The 16,715-nt window shown below is 67.5% G+C and carries 15 protein-coding genes; 7 read left to right on the forward strand and 8 right to left on the reverse strand.

The genetic code is table 11. The features are described from left to right. Positions 1-4: 4 nt before the first annotated feature. From motB to C0541_RS18025, 3 genes are all read left to right on the forward strand, one after another. Complete coding sequence (gene motB / locus C0541_RS18015) at positions 5-1,207, forward strand: flagellar motor protein MotB (RefSeq protein ID WP_115050684.1); 1,203 nt, start codon at positions 5-7, stop codon at positions 1,205-1,207. A gap of 620 nt (positions 1,208-1,827) precedes the next feature. Further along, positions 1,828-2,412 (forward strand): hypothetical protein, encoded by a 585-nt coding sequence (locus C0541_RS18020; protein WP_115050686.1) that lies wholly within the window; start codon positions 1,828-1,830, stop codon positions 2,410-2,412. Positions 2,413-2,422: 10 nt separating this feature from the next. Further along, entirely contained in the window at positions 2,423-2,707 is a 285-nt protein-coding gene (locus C0541_RS18025; RefSeq protein WP_115050688.1) for a DUF4031 domain-containing protein, read from the forward strand. A 1,136-nt stretch (positions 2,708-3,843) separates the two neighbouring features. Here C0541_RS18025 and C0541_RS18030 read toward each other — a convergent pair. Next, entirely contained in the window at positions 3,844-4,395 is a 552-nt protein-coding gene (locus tag C0541_RS18030; RefSeq protein ID WP_115050690.1) for a DUF6630 family protein, read from the reverse strand. 166 nt (positions 4,396-4,561) lie between these two features. Here C0541_RS18030 and C0541_RS18035 point away from each other — a divergent pair, with 166 nt between their 5' ends. Next, a complete protein-coding gene (locus C0541_RS18035; RefSeq protein ID WP_115050692.1) occupies positions 4,562-4,828 on the forward strand; it encodes a DUF3297 family protein in 267 nt (88 codons plus the stop codon). A gap of 600 nt (positions 4,829-5,428) precedes the next feature. On the opposite strand, the gene C0541_RS18045 is transcribed toward C0541_RS18035, so the two are convergent. From C0541_RS18045 to C0541_RS18055, 3 genes are all read right to left on the reverse strand, one after another. Further along, positions 5,429-6,190 carry an ABC transporter permease gene (locus tag C0541_RS18045; RefSeq protein WP_115050695.1) on the reverse strand — a complete coding sequence of 254 codons (762 nt, stop codon included), beginning with the start codon at positions 6,188-6,190 and terminating at the stop codon, positions 5,429-5,431. Then, a complete protein-coding gene (locus C0541_RS18050; RefSeq protein ID WP_115050698.1) occupies positions 6,187-7,131 on the reverse strand; it encodes an ABC transporter ATP-binding protein in 945 nt (314 codons plus the stop codon). The genes C0541_RS18045 and C0541_RS18050 overlap by 4 nt, the downstream gene beginning before the upstream one ends. Positions 7,132-7,528: 397 nt before the next feature. Then, complete coding sequence (locus C0541_RS18055) at positions 7,529-9,166, reverse strand: Na+/H+ antiporter (RefSeq protein ID WP_115050700.1); 1,638 nt, start codon at positions 9,164-9,166, stop codon at positions 7,529-7,531. Positions 9,167-9,721: 555 nt separating this feature from the next. Here C0541_RS18055 and C0541_RS18060 point away from each other — a divergent pair. Next, positions 9,722-10,279, forward strand: coding sequence for a fasciclin domain-containing protein (locus C0541_RS18060; protein ID WP_161960148.1), 558 nt, complete (start codon positions 9,722-9,724; stop codon positions 10,277-10,279). 482 nt (positions 10,280-10,761) lie between these two features. On the opposite strand, the gene C0541_RS18065 is transcribed toward C0541_RS18060, so the two are convergent. From C0541_RS18065 to C0541_RS18080, 4 genes are all read right to left on the reverse strand, one after another. Next, complete coding sequence (locus C0541_RS18065; RefSeq protein ID WP_115050702.1) at positions 10,762-12,201, reverse strand: UdgX family uracil-DNA binding protein; 1,440 nt, start codon at positions 12,199-12,201, stop codon at positions 10,762-10,764. A 192-nt stretch (positions 12,202-12,393) separates the two neighbouring features. Beyond that, positions 12,394-13,638, reverse strand: coding sequence for a putative DNA modification/repair radical SAM protein (locus tag C0541_RS18070; RefSeq protein WP_115050704.1), 1,245 nt, complete (start codon positions 13,636-13,638; stop codon positions 12,394-12,396). A 116-nt stretch (positions 13,639-13,754) separates the two neighbouring features. Further along, complete coding sequence (locus C0541_RS18075; protein WP_115050706.1) at positions 13,755-14,585, reverse strand: DODA-type extradiol aromatic ring-opening family dioxygenase; 831 nt, start codon at positions 14,583-14,585, stop codon at positions 13,755-13,757. Positions 14,586-14,610: 25 nt separating this feature from the next. Next, positions 14,611-15,027, reverse strand: a complete 417-nt coding sequence (locus tag C0541_RS18080) for a DoxX family protein (protein WP_115050708.1) — start codon at positions 15,025-15,027, stop codon at positions 14,611-14,613. Positions 15,028-15,132: 105 nt separating this feature from the next. On the opposite strand from C0541_RS18080, the gene C0541_RS18085 reads away from it, so the two are divergent. Further along, the gene (locus tag C0541_RS18085; RefSeq protein ID WP_115050710.1) at positions 15,133-16,026 is read left to right on the forward strand and encodes a LysR family transcriptional regulator; all 894 of its coding nucleotides are present in this window, start codon (positions 15,133-15,135) and stop codon (positions 16,024-16,026) included. A 93-nt stretch (positions 16,027-16,119) separates the two neighbouring features. Beyond that, on the forward strand, positions 16,120-16,689 hold the full coding sequence (locus tag C0541_RS18090) for a flavodoxin family protein (protein ID WP_115050712.1): 570 nt from the start codon (positions 16,120-16,122) through the stop codon (positions 16,687-16,689). Positions 16,690-16,715: the final 26 nt, after the last annotated feature.

Raw genomic sequence — 16,715 nt, forward strand, 5'->3', positions numbered from 1 at the left:
GGTCATGGCCGAGGGTAAATCCACCGTCGTCATCCGACGGGTCAAGAAGGTGCAGGGCGGCGGCCATCATGGTGGCGCCTGGAAGGTGGCGTTCGCCGACTTCGTGACCGCGATGATGGCGTTCTTCCTGGTGCTGTGGCTGATGGCCGCCACCACCAAGGAGCAGCGCGCGGCGATTTCGGAATACTTCCGCAATCCCAGCCCGCTGTCGGGCAAGTCGCCGGCGCCCTCGCCCGGCATGAACGGGCCCGGCGGCGCCAGCACCTCGATGATCAAGCTCGGCGGCACCGCCGACATGGCCAAGGGGCAGAAGGATGAAATGGGCCGCAAGCGCGACAACGCGGCCGATACCGACGTGGACAGCCGCGCCAAGGACAAGCGGCGCCTGGAAGCGCTGATGCAGGAGCTGAAGGAAGCCATCGACAAGAGCCAGGCGCTGGAGCCGTTCAAGGACCAGCTGCTGCTCGACCTCACCCCGGACGGCCTGCGCATCCAGATCGTGGACAAGCAGAACCGGCCGATGTTCGACATGGGCCGCGACCAGCTCAAGCCGTATACCGTGGCGATCCTGCGCGAGCTGTCCAGCTTCATCAACCAGGTGCCCAACCACATCAGCATCACCGGCCATACCGACACCACCGCCTACAGCAGCGATGCCGGCTACACCAACTGGGAGCTCAGTGCCGACCGTGCCAACGCCGCACGCCGCGCACTGGTGGGCGGCGGCATGGCCGATACCAAGGTGACGCGCGTGGTGGGGCTGTCCTCGTCGGTGCTGTTCGACAGGACCAACCCGCAGAACCCGATCAACCGCCGCATCAGCATCGTGGTGATGACCCAGGATGCCGAACAGGCCGCGCTGGCCGGCGCCGACCAGGGCATTGCGCTGGGCGCGCCTACCCACGATGCCGACACCCATGTGCCGGACCTGAGTGCCACGGCGACCACTGCCACCACGGCAGTGGGGACACCCGCCCCGCTGCCTGCGGCAGGGCCCACCGCGGCGGCGGCGGCGGCGGGCGGATCTGCGCCTGCGGCAAGCGCCGAATCGCCTGCGGCAGCGACCACACCCGCCAGTACCGCCCCGGCGGCACCGCGCGTCTCCACGCGCACCCAGCTGGCCTCGGCCACCGCGCTGGCCAAGGCGGCCGAAGCCGCCGTGGCCGCACCGCGCACCGCGGTCGGCGAAGCCCCCCAGCGGCGCTGAGGGCAGCCGGGGAAGCTGGCCTGGCGGTTGTCTGGCGATGGCCTGACGACCGCTCTGGACAAGGCGGCCGATGCGCCGTGGCTGCCCACACACCGCCGTCGGCGAAACACCCCAGCGGCGCTGACAGCGGCCGGGGGAAGCGGGCCTGGCGGTTGTCTGGCGATGGCCTGACGACCGCACTCGACAAGGCGGCCGATGCGCCGTGGCTGCCCGCACACCGCCGTCGGCGAAACACCCCAGCGGCGCTGACGGCGGCCGGGGGAAGCTGGCCTGGCGGTTGCCGGCGGCTGCGGGAGGTTGGAGACGGTTGGAGACGACTGGAAGCTGCACGTTATGGTGCAGGCCAAGTGCGGTACAGGCCGAATCCGCCCCCTCCTGCGGCCTGCCTCTCCGGCTGCATTCCGATCCCGACCGGGAGCGGGCGTCTGCCGGCACGCAGGGGCGCGCCGCCGGCCGCTGCAGCCTGTCCGAAATGCCGGCATCAGCGGCCTTGGGTACGCCGGGAGCGCCGACAGGAGCGTCAAGCGGCGCGGCCGACTTTTCCGGCCCGGCCGCGGCACGCGAGCCGGGTCGCGCGCAAGCGCCTAGAATGGTCGGCCATTCCCAGCGTCGAGAACACCGTGTCCCGCAATTCCAAGGCCAAGCGCGACAAGCGCAAGAAGTCCCAACCCAAGCGCCCGATCGTCCGTCTGGGCCAGGCGCCGCAGATCGCCAACCATGCCGTGCTGCAGGATGCTGACGGTCGCGTGGTCGCGGCGATCGGCTTGCAGAACGACAGCGAATGGCTGCTGTCGATCGGCGGCCAGACCATGGGCAGCGCCGACAATCCGGTGCCGATGCTGGCCATGCTCAAGCACCTGGCCAATCTGCAGGAGAAGGAAGGCAAGACCATCTCGCTGGAATACTCCACCCAGCTGCAGCAGATGATCGACGACCTGGCCGCCGAAGACGGCAAGACCGCCGAGGAATACCTGACCACGCTGGTGTCCGAGTTCGAGAACAGCGATGCGGAGGGCGACGACGGCGAAGCTGAAGCCGAATACGCCGAGGCAGGCGATGCCCAGGCAGATGCCGACGCGGACACCGATGCCGATGCTGGTGCCAGCGCCGAAGATGCCGCTGCGGAGACCGCAGGCGACGCGTCGCAGGACGACGCCGACGACGCAAGCGACGGCGCCAAGAAAAAGAAGACCAAGAAGGCCTGAGGGCCTGCCGGTGGCCGTCTACGTCGACGATGCGGTGCATCCGTGGCGCGAGCAGCGCTGGGCGCACCTGCTCGGCGATACGCTGGACGAGCTGCATGCAATGGCGGCGCGGCTGGGCATTCCCCGCCGCGCCTTCCAGAACAAACCCAGCGGCGCGCACTACGACGTGCCCGCACCATTACGCGCCGAAGCGATCGCGCTCGGTGCCATCGCCATCTCCCGTCACACCGATCGCGTCCTGCTCAAGGCCTTGATCGCCAATGCGCGTGCGCAGGCACGGGGCGAGGCGCCTTGAGGTGGGGATTGGGGATTCGGAGTTCGGAGTTTGAAGTTTGAAGTTTGAAGTTTGAAGTTTGAAGTTTGAAGTTTGAAGTTTGAAGTTTGAAGTTTGAAGTTCGGGGGTTGGGTTCGGCGGTTCGGCGGTTGGGGATTCGCAACGGCAGTGGCAGCTACCGGGTAGACGGATCGCCCGAGTAGGGACACCTGCATGTGATGACGCTCTTTCGGTGACGCCTGTCGCGCGCAGGCACGCTCCTACGTGACAGTCGATTGGACGTGCATGTGTTTTTGTAGGAGCGCGCCTGAGCGCGAGGGGCTGTCCCGGTAACGCCCGATCGCGCGCAAGCGCGCTCCTACGNGCAACGGCAGGGGCAGCTACCGGGTAGACGGATCGCCCGAGTAGGGACACCTGCATGTGATGACGCTCTTTCGGTGACGCCTGTCGCCCGCAGGCACGCTCCTACGTGACAGTCGATTGGACGTGCATGTGTTTTTGTAGGAGCGCGCCTGAGCGCGAGGGGCTGTCCCGGTAACGCCCGATCGCGCGCAAGCGCGCTCCTACGAGGCAGTCGGTGGGTCGTGCATGTGTCCTGGCCTGGAGACGCGCAACCACAGCGCCCCACGATGACGGCATGCCTCTGCACCATGAGGGCACGCCTTTTGTAGGAGCGCGCCTGCGCGCGAGGGGCTGTCCCGGTAACGCCCGATCGCGCGCAAGCGCGCTCCTACGGGGCAGTCGNGCGCGAGGGGCTGTCCCGGTAACGCCCGATCGCGCGCAAGCGCGCTCCTACGGGGCAGTCGGTGGGTCGTGCATGTGTCCTGGCCTGGAGGCGCGCAACCCCAGCGCCCCACGATGACGGCATGCCTCTGCACCATGACGGCACGCCTTTTGTAGGAGCGCGCCTGCGCGCGAGGGGCTGTCCCGGTAACGCCCGATCGCGCGCAAGCGCGCTCCTACGGGGCAGTCGNGGCACGCCTTTTGTAGGAGCGCGCCTGCGCGCGAGGGGCTGTCCCGGTAACGCCCGATCGCGCGCAAGCGCGCTCCTACGGGGCAGTCGCCTGGCTGCAGACAATGCCTGCCAGATCCATACACCTGGAGACCGCTGCTACGCATCCCCACTCCCCCACTCCCCCACTCCCCGCTCCCGGCCCTCAGAACGCCTCGTTCCCCAGCCGCACCTCGACTCCCAGCAACGAGGTCAGCGCCAGCATGGCGTCGTCGTCGCGGCTGAGCGCGATCCAGCCGGCATAGGCGTCGCCGCCGGTGTTCCAGTTCCACAGCGAGTAGCCGTGTTCGCGCAGCCGATCGAAGGCCACCGCCATCAGGTCCGGCACACTGAGGTCCTGGGAGAATTCCTCGTCATCCAGGTCGCCGCCCCAGTCGATGCGCAGGTTCCAGCGCGCGCTGAGTTCGTCGATGGCGGCAATGAACGCGTCGGTGTCCTTCCAGTCCACGAAAAAACCCGAGCGCCAGTCGATCGCATCCTTCAAGGCCCACAACCAGGCATCGTCGCCCTCGTCGTCGTCCAGGTCGGCCTGCGCCTCGCGCCAGGTATCGAACTGGCCCAGGGCGGTGTCTTCGTCGCCGGGATTGATCAGCACCAGCAGGTTCCACACCCGCGCCGGGTGGTCGTCGACATCGTCTTCGTCGCCCTCGGGCTGCAGGCCTTCGTCGTCTTCGTAATCGGCGCTGTTGTCGGGCATGGCGGTCAGGGTTCTCAGGAATGCAGGCGTGAAGTGTGGAGGCCTGGCGGCGCGCACGCAAACCGCCCGGCACGTGCGCACGCAGCGCCGGGGCTGATCTTCGCGGCGCGGGCCCGTATCCTGTGCGGCCGAAGACGGCCATCCCGGCCGCCATGACGCCTTTCCCATGAGCGATACCCCTCCCGATCATCTGGCCATCGATGCACGCAGCCCGTTCCACAACGCCGATGCGCTCGGCCGCGGCGTCGGCGTGCGCTTCAACGGTGTCGAACGCGACAACGTGGAGGAGTATTCGGTCAGCGAAGGCTGGATCAAGGTGCAGGTCGGCAAGGCCCGCGACCGTCGCGGCAACCCGATGACCATGAAGATCAAGGGCGAGGTGGTGGCCTACTTCCTGGACACCAAGGACGACGCCAAGGCTGCTGCCGAGTAAGCGCGGCTGACCGAACTACCTCACGCTGTTCCATCGCAGAGCTGCTGAGCGGCGAGTTTGCTGCAGAGCCCTTGCCCACCCACCCGCGCGGGACACGCTGCAAGCACGTTCTTGTAAGCGCTTGCGTGGCATCCATGCCGCGTAAGGTCCCGCGACGGTGNAGAGCCCTTGCCCACCCACCCGCGCGGGACACGCTGCAAGCACGTTCTTGTAAGCGCTTGCGTGGCATCCATGCCGCGTAAGGTCCCGCGACGGTGGGCAGGCAAGGATCCGTCGAGATGGTCGGTGTGCATGGAAGAGCCGTGCTGGATGCGCCTCGTTCGGTCATGGAGCATCGGCTCCACGTCAGATGCACGCCGCACGACAGACAGCTTTTCAACAGAGCGCCGACCAACTGTCTGGTGCGGCGTCCTCGCCGGTTGCGGGACCGTGTGCGGCATGGATGCCGCCACACGGTCCCCAGGGATGGGTTCACGGCGTGTCCCGCAAGCGGTGAGGGCAGCGCGCACTCAGCGTTTGATCTGGACGTCCGACGCGTTTGACCTGGACGTCCGACGGCATCCACCAGGATGCGGCCGACAAGACCACCGCATCCACGTCTCAGGCCTTGAGCCGGTAACCGCTGCGGAAGATCGCCTCCACCACGCCCAGGCACACCAGCAGGAACAGGAAGGTCATGCCGGTGCTCACTGCGATGTGCACGTCGGCCTTGCCGTAGAAACTCCAGCGGAACCCGCTGATCAGGTACACCACCGGATTGAACAGGGTGACCTTCTGCCACAGCGGCGGCAGCATGTTGATCGAGTAGAAACTGCCGCCGAGGAAGGTCAGCGGCGTCACCACCATCAGCGGGATCACCTGCAGCTTCTCGAAGCCGTCGGCCCAGATGCCGATGATGAAACCGAACAGGCTGAAGGTCAGCGCGGTGAGCACCAGGAAGCCCAGCATCCATAGCGGATGGGCGATCTCATACGGCACGAACAGCCGCGCGGTGAGCAGGATCAGCAAGCCGAGCAGCACCGACTTGGTCGCCGCCGCGCCCACATAGCCGATCACGATCTCCCACCACGCCACCGGCGCCGACAACACCTCGTAGATGGTGCCGGCCCAGCGCGGCATGTAGATGCCGAACGAGGCATTGGAAATGCTCTCGTTGAGCAGCGACAGCATCACCAGCCCGGGGATGATGAAGGCGCCGTAGCTGATGCCGTCGATGTCGCCCATGCGCGAGCCGATCGCCGCGCCGAACACCACGAAATACAGCGAGGTCGACAACACCGGCGAGGCGATCGACTGGGTCAGCGTGCGGAAGGCGCGCGCCATTTCGAAACGGTAGATCGCACCGATCGCATGCAGGTTCATGCGCGCACCTCCCCGTTGCGGGCGCCATGCACCAGGTTGACGAAGATCTCCTCCAGCGAACTTTCGCTGGAATGCAGGTCCTTGAAGTCGATGCCCTGCTCGTTTAGCCGACGCAGCAATGCGCCGATGCCGGTCTGCTCGGCCTGGGTGTCGAAGGTGTAGACCAGGCTGTTGCGATCGGCCGACAGTTCCAGCGGCAGGTCGCCCAGCGCGGCCGGGATGGCCTGCAACGGCGCCTGCAGGCTCAGCGTGAGCTGCTTCTTGCCGAGCTTGCGCATCAGCGTGTGCTTGTCTTCCACCAGCACCAGCTCGCCGCGGTTGATCACCCCGACCCGGTCGGCCATGTCTTCGGCTTCCTCGATGTAGTGGGTGGTCAGGATCACCGTGGTGCCCTGCTCGCGCAGCCGCCGCACCATCTGCCACATGTCGTGACGCAGCTCCACGTCCACGCCGGCGGTGGGTTCGTCCAGGAACAGGATGCGCGGCTCGTGCGCCAGCGCCTTGGCGATCAGCACGCGCCGCTTCATGCCGCCGGACAGCGTGGAAATCTTGTTGTGGCGCTTGTCCCACAGCGAAAGTTCGCGCAGCACCGTTTCCAGATACGCCGCATTGGCCGGCTTGCCGAACAGGCCGCGGCTGAAGCGCACGGTGGCCCACACGGTTTCGAATGCGTCGGTGGCCAGCTCCTGCGGCACCAGGCCGATGCTGGCACGTGCGGCGCGGTAGTCGCGCACGATGTCGTGGCCGTCGGCCAGCACGGTGCCGGTGCTGGGGTTGATCAGCCCGCAGATGATGCTGATCAGCGTGGTCTTGCCGGCGCCGTTGGGACCGAGCAGCGCGAAGATTTCGCCGCGCTGGATCTCAAGGTCCACCTGTTTCAGCGCCTGGAAACCGCCGGCGTAGGTCTTGCTCAATCCCTGGATGGAAACGATGGGCGTCATGGGCTGTGCATGGCAACGATAAGCGCCACAGGGTAGGCCGCGTGCCGTGACGATGGGAGGGGGTCTGGTGGGATGGTGTCTCCCGACGCGCGATTTGCCTGGTGCGTGCCTGGGCACCGGACAAGATCTGCGGCTGCGCCGCCCGAACACGCCGGCATGCGCAGCTGTAGGAGCGCACCTGGGCGCGGGAGGCGTTATCGGTACGGCCTGTCGCGCCCAGGTGCGCTCCTACGACGGTGCTGGTCGTTGCGCTTCACTCTTCCCGAGCCGCTGCGCCATGATGCGTATCGGGAAGGCCCCATCGCGCGCAAGCGCGCTCCTACGCGACCGCAACTGCACATCGTCGCCTTTGCGATTCCCGATTCCCGATTCCCGATTCCCGCGCGCGCCAGCGCGCTCAAGCGCGCTTGCGCGACTCGATCAGATCCAGGTTGCGCACCAGCCGGCGCGACAGGTCGTCGGAAATCTCGCGGCGCCTGGCCAGCTTGAACAGCTCGTTGCGCTCGGCCACCAGCGCGGCATGGCGGAACTGGCGCAGCGCCTGTTCGTAGGCGCCGGCCTCTTCCGGATCGGTCTCGGCCATGTCCACCGCACCGAGCTTGCGTTGATAGCGCTGGCTGACCTGGTTGGCGGCGGCGTTGTAGCGCTCGGCATGCCGGCTGTCCTCCACCAGGCGCTGGCGCAGTTTCTCCACCGCTTCCAGCGCGGCCTGCGAGGCGGCCTTCACCGCCAGGTCTTCCTTGAGCTGCTCGTCTTCCTCTTCGGGCAGCTCCAGCCCGCGCAGCAGCCGCGGCAAGGCCACGCTGGCCACCAGCAACGACACCAGGATCACCGAGGCGGCCAGGAAGATCGCCAGCTGGCGCGCAGGAAACGGCGAGCCGTCTTCCAGCATCAATGGCAGCGTGAGCACGCCGGCCAGGGTGATCGCGCCACGCACGCCGGCCAGCGACACCGCCACCACGATGCGCCACGGCGGGCTGACATGCTGCTCGCCGCGCCGCTGTGCCTTGAAGATGTTCCAGCGCAGCGACAGGAATACCCATACGAAGCGCAGCGCCATCAGGCTGGCGCTGATGGTGGCCACGTACACCGCCAGCCACCACGGATTGAGGTGCCCGGCTTCCTGCACGCTGCGCACCGCCCCGTCCAGGATGCCCGGCAACTGCTCGCCCAGCAGCACGAAGATGATGCCGTTGAAGGTGAACTGCACCGTGTCCCACACCGCCGAGCGCTGCAGCCGCATGTTGCCCGGCGCGTTGCCGGCCATTTCCACGTAGCTCATGGTGACCCCGGCCGCCACTGCGGCCAGGATGCCGGAGGCATGAAAGGCCTCGGCCAGCAGATACGCCGCGAACGGGGTCAGCAGGTTGACCAGGATCGCCGACCCCGGCTCCTCGCCGAAGTGGCGCCAGATCCAGGCCTGGATGCGGCTCAGGCCGAAGGTGGTGGCCACGCCCAGCGCCAGCCCGGCCAAGGCCACCCACAGGAAGGTCAGCGAGGCGGTGGCGATCGAGAAGCTGCCGGTCAGCACTGCGGCCACCGCAAACTGGAAGCACACCAGCCCGGAGGCGTCGTTGAGCAGCGACTCGCCTTCCAGGATGTGCATCAGCCGCTTGGGAATCGGCACCTTGGAGGCGATCGAGGACACCGCCACCGGATCGGTCGGCGAGATGATCGCCGCCAGCGCGAAGGCCACCGCCAGCGGCATCGCCGGGATCAGCCAATGGATCAGCAGGCCCGCGCCGATCACGGTGAACACCACCAGCCCCAGCGCCAGCTCGAGGATGGCCGCCTTGTCGCGGAACAGGCCTTGTTTGGGAATGCGCCAGCCATCCAGAAACAGCAGCGGCGGCAGGAACAGCAGGAAGAACAGCTCCGGTTCCAGCTCATGCCCGGCATCGAACACACCCGAGACCACCGCGCCAAGCGCTATCTGGACCAACGGCAGGGGCAAGGAGAACGGCAGGATGCGGATCAGATAACCGCTGGCCGCGACCGCCAGCAACATGGCGAGGACGACATCGATCGAATGCATGGAAAACCCGGAAGGAGAAACAGTGCGCGTGCGGCATCGCAGGGTGCAACGCACCATCACGCGCCAACGGAAACATACCGGTTTGCACCCGGCGATGAAACCTTTGCACCACCTCGCCCGGCTTGCCCGCGATCGCGGCAGATGCGCCACGAGTACCTGGAGACCACACCCGTTGCCGGTCGGTCTCGACCGACAGTGTCGGATACGCCAGCGAATGGACGGCGCCCCCCGATAGTGCGCTGATGCCTTGCCCACGCCCACCGCTTGGCGCGACGGTCAGCGGTTGCGCTGCCGCCAACGGAACGAGGCCATGGCCGGACGCCATCGCGGGCGCTCTTGCCGCATGAATGCCACGAACGCGCCTTGCGCGCAGTGGCCGCCTGCCTGCAGCGGCCGCAACAGGCGGCGTCGATGGTCCCTTCATGCCGCTGCCGAGCGATGCCGTACCGGGCAGGCGGTGTAAAGACCGCGTGATGCATCCACGCTGCATCTCCCCGCGTATCTGAGCACACGATTGCCATCCAGGCAGTCGCCCACCCAAAGGATCGATGCCTCATGAAGACCTCATTGCAGTCGCTTGCCGTTGCCACCGCCATTGCCCTGACCAGCGCAATGGCGCCCGCCTACGCCGCATCGAATCCCACCGTCGGCGGCGCGCCGATGCTGGTGACCAGGGACATCGTCGACAACGCCGTCAACTCCAAGGACCACACCACGCTGGTCGCCGCAGTCAAGGCCGCCGGCCTGGTCGACACGCTGAAGGGCCCGGGCCCGTTCACCGTGTTCGCCCCGACCAATGCCGCATTTGCCGCACTGCCGGCCGGTACGGTGGACACCCTGCTCAAGCCCGAATCCAGGCCCACGCTGACCAAGGTGCTGACCTACCACGTGGTCCCGGGCAAGCTCGACGCTGCCTCGTTGATCGCCAAGATCAAGGCCGGCGGCGGCAGCACCACGCTGACCACCGTGCAGGGCGAGGCGCTGACCGCAAAGCTCAACGGCAAGAAGGTCACCCTCACCGACGCCAAGGGCAACACCGCCAACGTCACCATTGCCGATGTCATGCAGAGCAATGGCGTGATCCATGTGGTCGACAAGGTGTTGATGCCGTAAGCGCAGCGTGCGGCGCGACGCAACGTCAGTCGCATGCGCGATGGGGTCCATCGGCGGAACGCTGCCAGGTTCCGTCGGTGGGTCGGCGACGACTTTGTTGCGCGAGCCAGCGCCGTCCGGAGCGACCGAATTGTCGCAAGCACTCCGGTAGGCGCGGACCACGTGCTCGAAACCGGCAGGTGCGGACGGTACATGCCGATGTCGAATACCGACCACGCCTGCCTGGCGGCCATGCCGCAGCCCTGTTGGTCGCACCGGCGTGACGTGGCTGGCCGCGCTGGCGGTGCACCACAACGCCAGCGCATCGGCTGCACAGGACAAGCTGCAGACGCTGTTGCAGTGTTGCATCCGCGCCGCCTGGAAACAGCCTCCAGGTGGCGCCACCACACCGCGAAGCGGCGGTGAGGATCACTGGCCCGCCAGTGGTCCACTTGGTGTCATCATTCTCCGACACCGTGCGCGTGCATTTGTACGCGCATTTTTTATGTCCGGGCCGCGCGGTCTGCCGCGTCCGGTGCATCCAGCAACTGGCGCAGGTCGGCGACAAATCCGCGGTAGCCGTCCTCGCGCGCGGTCTCCGAGCCCTGCCGCAAGACCCATGAGGGGTGCACGGTGGTCAGCACCGGCGTGCCGTCGTCCAGCCGCAGCCACTGGCCACGCTGCTGCATCAAGCGGAAGCTGTTTCCCAGCACCGCCTGTGCGGCGGTCGCCCCCAGGCAGACGATCTGTGCCGGACGCAGCTGCGCGCGCTCGGCCTGCAACCAGCCGCTGCAGGCCTGCACATGCGTGCGCTCGGGGCTGCGATGCAGACGCCGCTTGCCGCGTTGCTCGAAACGGAAATGCTTGACCGCATTGGTCACGTAGACCGTGGCGCGATCGAGACCGATCTCGTCCAGTGCCCTGTTGAACAGACGTCCGGCCGGCCCGACGAACGGACGCCCGCTCAGATCCTCCTCGTCGCCGGGCTGCTCGCCGATCACCATCACCGAGGCGTCGCTCGGCCCTTCGCCGAACACCGTCTGCGTTGCCGGTTGCCATAACGCGCAGCGCCGGCAATCGCGCGCGGCCACGCGCAACTGCGCCAGGCTTTGCGTGGTCACTTCCGGGATCGGCGCCGGCGCCACCGGCACCCGCCGCCGCACCGGTTCGGGCGCACGCTCGGCCATCTCGCGCACGCGCACGCCGGCTTCGCGGATCAGTTCCGGCAACAGGCTCGCCTCGGGCAGGTTCTTCCAGTATTTCTGCGGCATTTCCTGCCGCATCATGGTCGGGTTGAGCCGCGCCGGATTGAAGATATGCGCGTAATAGGTGCGCCAGAGCGTCTCCTGCGCATCGTCGGCCGGCACCTGGGTGCGCACGGCGCCCTCGCCGAACGTCAACGCCTCGCCATCCCAGCGCACGCTGCGATACGGGGTGAGGATGGCCCAGCGCATGCCGGCAAAGCGGCGCGCGAAGAACGGCGCCACCCGGTCCACGATCCAGTGCTCGGGCTCGAACCACGCCACGAAGTCTTCCTCTTCCACCGGCAACCGCCGAAAGCGCACGAACGCCTTCATCTTGTGCGTATCGCGCTGCACCGCCTTTTGCCACTGCGTCACCCGATGCACATCGACATCGGTGGCCCGCTCCAGCAGCGCGCGCTCGCCGCTCGCCACCCGCCACAACAAGCGGTACAGCACCGCATGGCGCTGCGGGTCGCGATGACACAGCACCGCCCCCGCCATCTGCAGGAACGCGGCCGACACCCGCGGTGGCGCAACCACCGCCGGCAGATCCAGCAGCCCCTGTCCCATCAACAGGCCGCCCTGCGCTCCGCCATTCCACGCAATGGAGTCCGGCTCCACCTGCGCGCACCACCCCGCCCGCGCCAATGCACGCCAGGCGTCAAGGCTCCACGCCGGCTCAACGTCAGCGTTGAACATCGTGGTGGTCGGGACTGGGGATTGAGGGATTGGGGAGTGGCAACAGCGTCATGTTCCTGGGCAAGCACTGGCGCGCGGTGGCGCCCTTGCGCTCGATGCCATCCTTATCCGCCCTTCGGGCGCCTTGGCCGGCAACAGGGGACAAGCCAGTGGAAGCGGCGATGGGCCGAACGCTGGCGGAGGGCTGCGGCGTCAATCGAACAGACTCGCCTGCCTGGGCGCCGGCGCCAGTTGCGCGCGCAAGCGCACCGGATCGTCCAGGCGCTGGCGCGGATGATGATCCAGCACACTCACGAACGGCAGCAGCTTCTTCATCGGCACGCGCAACCGCGCCAGATCGCCCACCCGCAGGCGCGCATGCCGGCGCGACAACAACAGGCGCTCCACATTGCGGGTGCCCAGGCCCGGCACCCGCAACAGCATCTCGCGCGGCGCCACGTTCAGGTCCACCGGAAAGCGCTCGGGATTGCGCAGCGCCCAGGCCAGCTTCGGGTCCACGTCCAGATCGAGCATGCCGCTGGACTGGGTTGGCGCGATTTCCTCCACGCTGAATTCGTAGAAGCGCAGCAGCCAGTCGGCCTGATACAGCCGGTGCTCGCGCTGCAGCGGCGGCGCCTGCAACGGCAGTTTGGATGAGGCATCCGGGATCGGGCTGAAGGCCGAGTAATACACCCGGCGCATCCGGTAATTGCCATAGAGATTGTGGCTGGTGTCCAGGATGCTGCGGTCGTTGGCATCGTCGGCGCCGACGATCATCTGCGTGCTCTGCCCGGCCGGCGCAAACCGTGGCGGCTTGGCGCGGCGGACTTTCTCGGCCTTGCGCTCCAGCTGGTTTTCCTCGATGCGCCAGCGCAACTCGCCCATGGCCGAACGGATGCCGCCGACGCTTTTTTCCGGCGCCAGCAGCGTCAATCCCTGCTCGGTCGGCAGCTCCACGTTGATGCTCAGGCGGTCGGCGTAGCGGCCGGCGGCGGCCAGCAATTCCGGCGTGGCATCGGGGATGGTCTTGAGGTGGATGTAGCCGGCGAAGTGATGCACCTCGCGCAGCTGCCGCGCCACTTCCACCAGCTGCTCCATCGTGTAGTCGGAGTTGCGGATGATGCCGCTGGACAGGAACAGGCCTTCGATGTAGTTGCGCTTGTAGAAGTCCAGCGTCAGCGTGACCACTTCTTCCGGCGTGAAGCGCGCGCGGCGCACGTTGCTGGACACGCGGTTGACGCAATACGCGCAATCGAACACGCAGAAGTTGGTGAGCAGGATCTTCAACAGCGACACGCAGCGGCCATCGGGCGTGTACGAGTGGCAGATCCCCATGCCCTCGGTGCTGCCGACCCCGCCGGTCCCGAGCGAATTGCGCTTGTTCGCGCCACTGGAGGCGCAGGACGCGTCGTATTTGGCTGCATCGGCCAGTACTGCGAGTTTGTCGAGGATTTTCACGCAAGCAGCATGTCGCGCTGCAGTCTCAGCCTGTGAGACTGCAGCGCGCGTCATCGTGAATGCTTCAGAGCGCTGCGCTGCCGGCACCATGCCGCCTGAGCCGCGGCGAGCGCGGCTCAGGCGGCGACCGGGCCCGCAGGCGCGCGATCAGCATGGGGATCGCCATCGAACCGGTAGATGTCCATCGCCAGAAACCCCGCATCGATGCCGGCATCGATGCGCCGTGCGCCGAGCCGGTCCCCGCCGGCCGCGCCCATTGCCACGTACAGCGGCAGCAGGTGCTCGTCGGTGGGATGCGCCCGCGCGGCGTGCGGCGCCTGCCGGCGATAGTCCAGCAGCGCGGCGATGTCGTCCTGGTCCAGCGTGCGCTCGATCCATTCGATGAAGGGCCGCACATACGGCGCCTCGCGCTCGGCGCTGTAGCCGTGGCGGAAGTCGTGCAGGTTATGGGTGATGCTGCCGGAGCCGATCACCAGCACGCCATCCTCGCGTAGCGGCGCCAGCGCGCGGCCAACCGCAAACTGGTGCGCCGGTCCCAGCTCGGGCTGGATCGACACCGACACCACCGGGATGTCGGCGGCCGGATACAGCAGCCGCAGCGGCACCCACACGCCGTGATCGAAGCCGCGCTGCGGGTCCAGGTGCGGGTGCAGGCCGGCCTGCTCCAGCCGGCGCACGATCTGCTGCGCCAGCGCCGGCTCGCCGGGTGCGGGATACTCCAGCTCGTACAGCGGTGCCGGGAAACCGCCGAAGTCATGGATGGTCGGCGGCTGCAGCGCGCCGCTGACCAGCGGGCGGCGGCCCAGCCAGTGCGCGGACGCCACCACGATCGCGCGCGGCCGCGGCAAGGTCTGCGCCAGCTCGGCCAGGCGCTCGCCGACCTGCCCCGGCTGCAGGGCGGTCATCGGCGAACCGTGCGAGATGTACAGGGAAGGCAAACGGGTCATGGCGCACTCCTAGGAAGAACGAGCATCAGCCTCGACGCGCCGGCTTCAGCGCCCACGCGCCTTCGCCAAGCAGCGATTGCACGACCAGCAACACCGCCCACAGCGCCGGGTATTCCCAGCCGCCGCCCGGATTGGAGAAGCCGAAGCCGTTGCCGCCATGCACGCTGACGATGGTGCCCAGCAGCAGCGGCACGCCCAGCAGCCCGACCCAGCGTGCGTAGATGCCCAGCAGCAGGGACAGGCCCAGGCCGAGTTCCAGCGCAATGGTGAGGTAGGCCAGCGCGCCCGGCAGGCCGAGCGACTGGAAATAGGCCACGGTGCCGGCCGGGGTGAACACCAGCAACTTGGTCAGGCCATGCGCCAGGAACAGCGCGCCCAGGCTGATGCGCAGCAAGGCCGCGCCATAGGCAGCGGTACGCGGAGAAGCGAGGGACGTGGACATTGGACGGACTCCAGTGAGGACCTGCACAGCCTATTACCTACAAATTCCTGATAAATAGCTTCACTTCGGATAATTTATTGCACTCGAAGCAACAATCGGATACCGATGGACACCCTCGATGCGATGCGCGTGTTCGCAGCAGTGGCCGAACGCAACGGCTTCAGCGCCGCCGCCGATGCGCTGGACCGCTCCACCGCCAGCGTGACCCGGCAGGTCGCCGCGCTCGAGCAACGGCTGGGCACCCGCCTGCTCAACCGCACCACCCGGCGGGTCAGCCTGACCAGTGCCGGCACCGCGTACTACCAGCGCTGCCTGCAACTGCTGGCCGACCTGGACGATCTGGAGGCCACGGTCGGCGCGCAGGCGCTGGAGCCGGCCGGGGTGCTGCGCGTCAACGCGCCGGTAAGTTATGGCATCGAGCGCCTGGCCGCGCTGCTGCCGGACTTCTGCGCGCGCTACCCGCAGGTGGAACTGGACCTGTCGCTGTCGGACCGGCTGGTGGACATGGTCGAGGAAGGCTTCGATGTGGCCATCCGCATCACCCGCCAGCCGGCGCCGACCCTGATCGCCCGGCGCCTGGGCACGGTGCGCCTGGTGCCCTGTGCGGCGCCGGCCTACCTGGCCCGCGCCGGCACCCCGACGCATCCGTCCGACCTGGCCGGCCACGACTGCCTGCTGTACCACTACTCGCCCAACGGCGACGAGGTGCGCTTCCATGGGCCCGATGGCGATAGCGACGTCCGCCTCCACGGCAACCTGCGCGCCAACAACGGGCATGTGCTGAGCGCGGCGGCGCTGGCCGGGCTGGGCATCGCGATCCAGCCGGACTTCCTGGCCGACGAGCATCTGGCCACCGGCCGGCTGGTGCGCATCCTTCCGCAGTACGCACTGGGGGAGATCGGCATCTTTGCCGTCTATACCAGCCGCAGCCACCTGGCCCCGAAGGTCCGCAGCTTCATCGATTACCTGGTCGAGCGCATGGGCGCTGGCGGGCGCTGACGAGCCCGGCAACAGTACGTCCCGTCGATGGTCATTAACCTGACACCGCATGTGTGCCCACAATCCGGGTCCCCTCGACCCACAGGATTGCCCATGAGCAAGATTGCCATCATCTATTTCAGCGGCTACGGCCATACCGTCAAGCTGGCCGAAGCCGTGCATGCCGGTGCCGCCAGTGTCGGCGAGGCCACGCTGTACCGCATCGACCAGGACGGCAACCTGCCCGACGACGCCTGGGAGGCGATCGGCGCCGCCGACGCCATCATCTACGGCAGCCCCACCTACATGGGCGGGCCGGCGTGGCAGTTCAAGAAGTTTGCCGATGCCAGCTCCAAGCCGTGGTTTGCGCAGGCCTGGAAGGACAAGATCGCCGCCGGCTTCACCAACTCGGCCTCGGTGAACGGCGACAAGTACGCCACCATCCAGTATTTCTGGACCTTGTCGCAGCAGCACGGCCAGGTCTGGGTCGGTACCGGCCTGCTGCCGGCCAACACCAAGGCGCACGGTCCGCAGGACATCAACTGGACTGCCGGCTCGGCAGGCGCGCTGGCGATCTCGCCCTCCGATGCCTCGCCGGAAGAAGCGCCGCGCAGCGGCGATCTGGAAACCGCCAGGCTGCTCGGCAAGCGCGTGGCCGAATTCGCCGGCAAGCTCAAGGGCTGAACCGGCCGCTGCTGGCGCCCGCGTAA

The sequence above is a fragment of the Xanthomonas arboricola genome (genome assembly GCF_003353015.1).
Taxonomy (GTDB): domain Bacteria; phylum Pseudomonadota; class Gammaproteobacteria; order Xanthomonadales; family Xanthomonadaceae; genus Xanthomonas; species Xanthomonas arboricola_E.